Genomic DNA, 3,122 nt, shown 5'->3' with positions numbered 1-3,122 from the left:
AAACATTCACGGAGAGTTTGATCCTGGCTCAGGACGAACGCTGGCGGCGTGCTTAACACATGCAAGTCGAACGATGAACCACTTCGGTGGGGATTAGTGGCGAACGGGTGAGTAACACGTGGGCAATCTGCCCTTCACTCTGGGACAAGCCCTGGAAACGGGGTCTAATACCGGATAACACTTCCATTCTCCTGAATGGTGGTTAAAAGCTCCGGCGGTGAAGGATGAGCCCGCGGCCTATCAGCTTGTTGGTGAGGTAATGGCTCACCAAGGCGACGACGGGTAGCCGGCCTGAGAGGGCGACCGGCCACACTGGGACTGAGACACGGCCCAGACTCCTACGGGAGGCAGCAGTGGGGAATATTGCACAATGGGCGAAAGCCTGATGCAGCGACGCCGCGTGAGGGATGACGGCCTTCGGGTTGTAAACCTCTTTCAGCAGGGAAGAAGCGAAAGTGACGGTACCTGCAGAAGAAGCGCCGGCTAACTACGTGCCAGCAGCCGCGGTAATACGTAGGGCGCAAGCGTTGTCCGGAATTATTGGGCGTAAAGAGCTCGTAGGCGGCTTGTCACGTCGGGTGTGAAAGCCCGGGGCTTAACCCCGGGTCTGCATTCGATACGGGCTAGCTAGAGTGTGGTAGGGGAGATCGGAATTCCTGGTGTAGCGGTGAAATGCGCAGATATCAGGAGGAACACCGGTGGCGAAGGCGGATCTCTGGGCCATTACTGACGCTGAGGAGCGAAAGCGTGGGGAGCGAACAGGATTAGATACCCTGGTAGTCCACGCCGTAAACGGTGGGAACTAGGTGTTGGCGACATTCCACGTCGTCGGTGCCGCAGCTAACGCATTAAGTTCCCCGCCTGGGGAGTACGGCCGCAAGGCTAAAACTCAAAGGAATTGACGGGGGCCCGCACAAGCAGCGGAGCATGTGGCTTAATTCGACGCAACGCGAAGAACCTTACCAAGGCTTGACATACACCGGAAAGCATTAGAGATAGTGCCCCCCTTGTGGTCGGTGTACAGGTGGTGCATGGCTGTCGTCAGCTCGTGTCGTGAGATGTTGGGTTAAGTCCCGCAACGAGCGCAACCCTTGTTCTGTGTTGCCAGCATGCCCTTCGGGGTGATGGGGACTCACAGAAGACCGCCGGGGTCAACTCGGAGGAAGGTGGGGACGACGTCAAGTCATCATGCCCCTTATGTCTTGGGCTGCACACGTGCTACAATGGCCGGTACAATGAGCTGCGATACCGTGAGGTGGAGCGAATCTCAAAAAGCCGGTCTCAGTTCGGATTGGGGTCTGCAACTCGACCCCATGAAGTCGGAGTTGCTAGTAATCGCAGATCAGCATTGCTGCGGTGAATACGTTCCCGGGCCTTGTACACACCGCCCGTCACGTCACGAAAGTCGGTAACACCCGAAGCCGGTGGCCCAACCCCTTGTGGGAGGGAGCTGTCGAAGGTGGGACTGGCGATTGGGACGAAGTCGTAACAAGGTAGCCGTACCGGAAGGTGCGGCTGGATCACCTCCTTTCTAAGGAGCACTTCTCACCAGCCTCTGGTTGGTGGGTGGCCAGTTCATCGGCGAATGTCCGGTGCTGGTTGCTCAAGGGTGGAACGTTGACTATTCGGCCGGATTCCAGGTCGGAGGCTTGCAAGTACTACCCGTGAGGGTGTGGAAAGCATGATCTTCGGGTGGGGTTCGGTCGGGCACGTTGTTGGGTGTCTGAGGGCACGGGCGAGTGATCGTCTGGGTCTTCGGTTGCCGGCCCCGGTAAAAGTCTGCTTCGGCGGGCTGTGACGGGTGGTTGGTCGTTGTTTGAGAACTGCACAGTGGACGCGAGCATCTGTGGCCAAGTTTTTAAGGGCGCACGGTGGATGCCTTGGTACCAGGAACCGATGAAGGACGTGGGAGGCCACGATAGTCCCCGGGGAGCCGTCAACCAGGCTTTGATCCGGGGGTTTCCGAATGGGGAAACCCGGCAGTCGTCATGGGCTGTCACCCTTGCCTGAACACATAGGGCAAGTGGAGGGAACGCGGGGAAGTGAAACATCTCAGTACCCGCAGGAAGAGAAAACAACCGTGATTCCGGGAGTAGTGGCGAGCGAAACCGGATGAGGCCAAACCTCAGGCGTGTGATACCCGGCAGGGGTTGCGTCTGGGGGGTTGTGGGTTCTTTCTTCTGTTGTCTGCCGGCAGCAGGACGAGTCAGAAACCGTTGGTGTAGGCGAAGGACATGCGAAAGGTCCGGCGTAGAGGGTAAGACCCCCGTAGCTGAAACATCAACGGCTCGTTTGGAAGATACCCAAGTAGCACGGGGCCCGAGAAATCCCGTGTGAATCTGGCGGGACCACCCGCTAAGCCTAAATATTCCCTGGTGACCGATAGCGGATAGTACCGTGAGGGAATGGTGAAAAGTACCGCGGGAGCGGAGTGAAATAGTACCTGAAACCGTGTGCCTACAAGCCGTGGGAGCGTCGGAATGTGCTTGCACATTCTCGTGACTGCGTGCCTTTTGAAGAATGAGCCTGCGAGTTTGCGGTGTGTTGCGAGGTTAACCCGTGTGGGGAAGCCGTAGCGAAAGCGAGTCCGAACAGGGCGATTCAGTAGCGCGCTCAAGACCCGAAGCGGAGTGATCTAGCCATGGGCAGGTTGAAGCGGAGGTAAGACTTCGTGGAGGACCGAACCCACCAGGGTTGAAAACCTGGGGGATGACCTGTGGTTAGGGGTGAAAGGCCAATCAAACTCCGTGATAGCTGGTTCTCCCCGAAATGCATTTAGGTGCAGCGTCGTGTGTTTCTTGCCGGAGGTAGAGCACTGGATAGGCGATGGGCCCTACCGGGTTACTGACCTTAGCCAAACTCCGAATGCCGGTAAGTGAGAGCGCGGCAGTGAGACTGTGGGGGATAAGCTCCATGGTCGAGAGGGAAACAGCCCAGAGCATCGACTAAGGCCCCTAAGCGTACGCTAAGTGGGAAAGGATGTGGAGTCGCACAGACAACCAGGAGGTTGGCTTAGAAGCAGCCACCCTTGAAAGAGTGCGTAATAGCTCACTGGTCTAGTGATTCCGCGCCGACAATGTAGCGGGGCTCAAGCGTACCGCCGAAGTCGTGTCATTGCAGCA

At 57.6% G+C, this 3,122-nt stretch carries 2 rRNA genes (1 of these 2 running past the window's edge); both read left to right on the top strand.

Features of this window, described 5'->3' with window-relative positions:
* Nucleotides 1-5 precede the first annotated feature (5 nt).
* Nucleotides 6-1,531 (top strand): 16S ribosomal RNA (locus tag ACFZA0_RS37290).
* A 317-nt stretch (nucleotides 1,532-1,848) separates the two neighbouring features.
* Nucleotides 1,849-3,122 (top strand): 23S ribosomal RNA (locus ACFZA0_RS37285) (it continues 1,496 nt past the right edge of the window).
* Together the 16S and 23S rRNA genes form the textbook arrangement of a ribosomal RNA operon.

This window comes from Streptomyces sp. NPDC008150 (assembly GCF_042956945.1).
Taxonomy (GTDB): domain Bacteria; phylum Actinomycetota; class Actinomycetes; order Streptomycetales; family Streptomycetaceae; genus Streptomyces.
The sequence above is the reverse complement of the archived record's forward strand: the minus strand, read 5'-3'. Positions and strand labels throughout refer to the sequence as shown.